The sequence below is a fragment of the Streptomyces sudanensis genome, assembly GCF_023614315.1.
GTDB classification, from domain to species: domain Bacteria; phylum Actinomycetota; class Actinomycetes; order Streptomycetales; family Streptomycetaceae; genus Streptomyces; species Streptomyces sudanensis.
Genome location: NZ_CP095474.1, coordinates 4,170,320 through 4,174,253 on the forward strand (window position 1 = coordinate 4,170,320; position 3,934 = coordinate 4,174,253).

The 3,934-nt window shown below is 74.8% G+C and carries 2 protein-coding genes and 2 pseudogenes; 3 read left to right on the top strand and 1 reads right to left on the bottom strand.

Translation table 11 applies throughout. The annotated features are described in order from the left end of the window. Nucleotides 1–18: 18 nt before the first annotated feature. Nucleotides 19–786 (bottom strand): peptidoglycan recognition protein family protein, encoded by a 768-nt coding sequence (locus MW084_RS19190; RefSeq protein WP_010470753.1) that lies wholly within the window; start codon nt 784–786, stop codon nt 19–21. 299 nt (nt 787–1,085) lie between these two features. On the opposite strand from MW084_RS19190, the gene MW084_RS19195 reads away from it, so the two are divergent. The 3 genes and pseudogenes from MW084_RS19195 to MW084_RS19205 form a co-directional block, all read left to right on the top strand. Continuing rightward, the gene (locus MW084_RS19195) at nt 1,086–2,534 is read left to right on the top strand and encodes a WGR domain-containing protein (protein WP_029553515.1); all 1,449 of its coding nucleotides are present in this window, start codon (nt 1,086–1,088) and stop codon (nt 2,532–2,534) included. After that, nucleotides 2,531–3,004, top strand: a pseudogene (locus MW084_RS19200) (hypothetical protein); the annotation flags it as partial. The gene MW084_RS19195 and the pseudogene MW084_RS19200, both read left to right, overlap by 4 nt. Nucleotides 3,005–3,381: 377 nt before the next feature. Further along, a pseudogene (locus tag MW084_RS19205) lies at nt 3,382–3,854 on the top strand (citramalate synthase); the annotation flags it as partial. Nucleotides 3,855–3,934 lie beyond the last annotated feature (80 nt).

Sequence of the window (3,934 nt, forward strand, 5' to 3'; positions counted from 1 at the left end):
CCCCCGCCGGGGCGTAGGTCAGCGCCGTTGCAATCGGGCCGCCCGGGCGCCGATGTCGGGCAGCTTCGCGTACAGGGCCGCGCCCGGGCAGCGCGTCGGGTAGCCGTCCGCGTGGCCGCCGACGACGGGCAGCACCGCCGCGGTGCCCTCCGGGAAGCGCGACTCGTCGTTCGTCGAGACGAGGGTGACCGTGCCGCGCGGATCGGGCCCGGAGGGGCCCAGCTTCCAGGCGACCAGCCGTGCGATCGCGTCGAGCATCGGCTCGGGCACCCGTGTGCCCTCCGAGAACGTGCCGATCGCCGCGATGCCGACGGTCCCCTCGTTGAACCCCTTGGTGTGGGCGCCGATCACGGCCCGGTCGACGCCGCCCGCCCGGCCCTCGTAGACGGTCCCGCAGGCGTCGACGAGGAAGTTGTAGCCGATGTCGTCCCAGTGCCGGCCGTAGGCGTGCCCCGCGTACAGGTCGCGCAGCGTCGCGGGGACGCTCGCGCAGTCGTACCCGTTCGGGGTGCTCGTGTGGTGGATGACGGCGGCCCGCACCGCCGGCGCGTACCGGGCGGCGGGCGCCGTCGACACGGCCTGGGCGTGCCACGCCGTGCGGGGCACGATCACCGGCCGCGGGCCCTGGTGGCGGGCCGCGCGCTGCGGGGAGGTGCCCCGGGACTCGGCGGCGCCCCGCCCCCGCGGGTCCGACGACGGCCCGAGGACGAGGTTCGCCGCCACGAGCGCCCCGAGGACGGCCAGCGACGCGGCGGCGCGGGCGCCGCGGGTCTGCGGCAGACGCATGCTCCCCGCCTCCTCCGCGCCGAACCGGCCCGGCCGTGGTCTTCCTCCCGGTCGGGACCATCGTCACCGACGGCGCCCCTCCCCGCCCGCCGGAGTGCTCCGTACGGGACGGCGGACCCGGCGGCCGGGCGGAGCCCGGGCGGTACGGGACGGCGGCCGGAGGGCGTCCGGCCCGGCGCCGGACCCGGGCCGCGGCCACCGGAAGCCGCGCGCCGGCACCGATGTCAGTGGCGCGTCCTACGGTCTTCCCAGTGGGACCCGCGGGGCAGGCCGCCGGTCCGCCCCGGGGAGGGTCAGTCATGTCTGCTGTGTCCGCGGAGACGACGTACCTTGAGCTGTCGCAGGACGGCGGCGGTGCGCACAAGTTCTACGAGGTGGCCGTCGACGGCCAGGTGGTGACGGTGCGGTACGGAAGGATCGGCGCCGCCGGCCAGGTCCAGACGTCCGCGTTCCCCACCGCGGAGAAGGCGCGGGCCGCCGCGGCCCGGAAGGTCGGCGAGAAGGTCCGCAAGGGGTACGCCCCGGCCGTCCCCGGCGGGCGGGCCCCGCGCGCGGTGACCCGCCGCCAGGTCGCCTCGGCCCCGTCGACGGCCCGCGCGGTCGCGCCGGTGCTGTGGCGCTTCCGGACGGGCTCCTCGGCGTTCGGCATCCACGTCGACGACGACCGCTGCTGGGTCGGCAACCAGGCGGGCGACGTCTACACGCTGGACCACGACGGCGCCGTCCTCTCCCGCTTCAGCCTGCCGGACGGCGTGAAGTGCCTGGTCGCGGACGACTTCTGGATCTACGCCGGCTGTGACGACGGCCGGGTGTACGACCTGTCGTCGAAGCTCCCGTTCGCGGCGTACGACATCTCGGCGGACGTGGACATCTTCTGGCTCGACATCCACGAGGGCGTGCTGAACGTGTCGGACCGCGCCGGCCGGCTCACCGTCATCGACCACGAGGACGAGCACCAGTGGGCCCGCCGCAGCCAGGGCGACCACGCCTGGATGGTCCGCGCCGACGACCGGGCCGTCTACCACGGCCACCACCGGGGCGTGACGGCGTACGCCCCCGACGGCGGCGGCGAGCTGTGGCACACGGCGACCCGCGGCGGGGTCCTGTTCGGCTGGCAGGAGGACACGGCGGTGTACGCGGGGACCGCGCACCGCGTCGTGCAGCGGCTGTCGAAGGACGACGGCCGGATCGAGGCGACGTACGCCTGCGACAGCGCCGTCTACTCGTGCGCCACCTCGCCCGGCGGGCGGTTCGTCTTCGCCGGTGACGGGGCGTCCTCCGTGTACTGCTTCGACCGGGACGGCACGCGCCTGTGGAAGCTGGGCACGGGCGGCGGCTCGGCCCTGTCCATGCAGTACCGGGACGAACGGCTCTACCTGGTCACCACGGACGGCTCACTGGTCTGCGTGGACGCGGGCGAGGCGGCGATCGAGGCCGCCCAGCGCGGCACGGTCCCGGTGGCGCGGGACGTGAAGCTCGCCGCTGCCCTGCCGACGTACGCACCGGCGACGGCCCCGGCCTCGGTGGCCGCGGTGGCGGACGCCCCGGCGGGCTCGGTCGTCGTGGAGTGCGTCCAGGACGGCGGCAGGCTCCGCGTGCACGTGGTGTCCGAGGGCTACGAACCGTCGTGGAACGTCCAGTTCCCGCGCGCGATACGGGAGCCCGGCGCACGCTACGCGGTGGACGCGCTGCACGCGGCGGCGGGCGGCTTCTACCGGGTCCGCGGGGACATCAGGCGGCTCCTGTGACCGGGCGGGGCGCCGTGTTCGAGGCCGCCACCGGCGACGGCCCCCCTCTCCCGGACCGGGAGGCGGACCCGGCGGCGGCCGAGCGGCGCGCCGCCGAGGTCCGGGTGGCGTACGAGGGGCTGCTCCAGATCCGGCGGCTCACCGCCCCTGCGGGCACGGACCCCGGCACCGCGCCGGCGCCGTGGGAGCGCAAGCAGCCGGTGAGGGCGGTCGCCCTGGCCCTGGAGGCGGCCGGTTTCCCGCCGTCCGCGCTGGACGCCGAAGGACGGCGCGTCAGGACCGGCTACCGCGTCGGCCCCGGCGAGCGGCCCGGCCAGGTACGGGTGGACTGGCCGGGACCGCCGGGCGGCGGCGCCGCGCAGGAGGAGGAGACCGCCCTGGCGGGGTGCGCGCGGGCCCTGGAACGGCTGGGCTGGGAGGCCCTGCTGTACCGGGGGCCCCGGCGGCGGCGCCACCTGGAGGTCGAACCGATGCCCGCCCCCGGCCGACCGGCCGACCGGCCGGCTGACCGGCCGGCCGTCGCCGCCCCCACTGCGGGGGCGTGCGGCGGTGGCGGCGCCCGGCTCCGGCCGCCGGCCCCGTGCGGCGAGCCGGGCGCCTTGTCCGAAAAGTGAGACGACGTTTCACCGGCCGCCGAGTCGTGTAAAAATCACCGCCATGCAGCGCCAGCTCATTATTAGCGCCAGCGTGCCGGCACCGAGGTGACCTGGAGGAGACCCCTCCCAGGCGACTCACCGCCCGCACGCAGACCTCTCGCATTCCGCGAGGGGTCTTTTTGTTTTCGTCATCGGCCCACCCGGCACGAACGGCCTCACCCGGCCCGGCAGACCTGAACGGAAAGACGCACATGGCACACGACGATTTTCATGTTTTCGACACGACGTTGCGGGATGGTGCGCAGCGTGAGGGGATCAGTTTGACGGTCGGGGACAAGTTGGCGATCGCGCGGTATCTGGACGAGTTCGGGGTGGGGTTCGTGGTCTGCCGACCCACTCTCGCGTTAATCCGCGGGATACGGAGTTCTTCGCGCGGGCGGTGGGGGAGGTGGAGTTCCGGCATGCGTCGTTGGTGGCGTTCGGGGCGACGCGTCGGCCGGGTGTGGGGGTGGAGGGGGATGTGCAGGTGCGGGCGTTGGTGGAGTCGGGTGCGCCGGTGGTGACGGTGGTGGCGAAGGCGGATGCGCGGCATGTGGAGTTGGCGTTGCGTACGTCGTTGGAGGAGAACTTGGCGATGGTGCGCGAGACGGTGGGGTTCTTGCGGGAGCAGGGGCGGCGGGTGTTCGTGGACTGTGAGCATTTCTTCGATGGGTATCGGGTGGATNGGGGGNATGCGCGGGCGGTGGTGGAGGCGNCTNNTGNNCGTNTCNGAANNTTNTGCNGNNGTGNNACNNTNATANTCTC

Bases quoted from the DNA above. Each gene is read 5' to 3' on its own strand.
- MW084_RS19190 (WP_010470753.1), bottom strand. From the start codon at position 786: ATGCGTCTGCCGCAGACCCGCGGCGCCCGCGCCGCCGCGTCGCTGGCC.
- MW084_RS19195 (WP_029553515.1), top strand. From the start codon at position 1,086: ATGTCTGCTGTGTCCGCGGAGACGACGTACCTTGAGCTGTCGCAGGAC.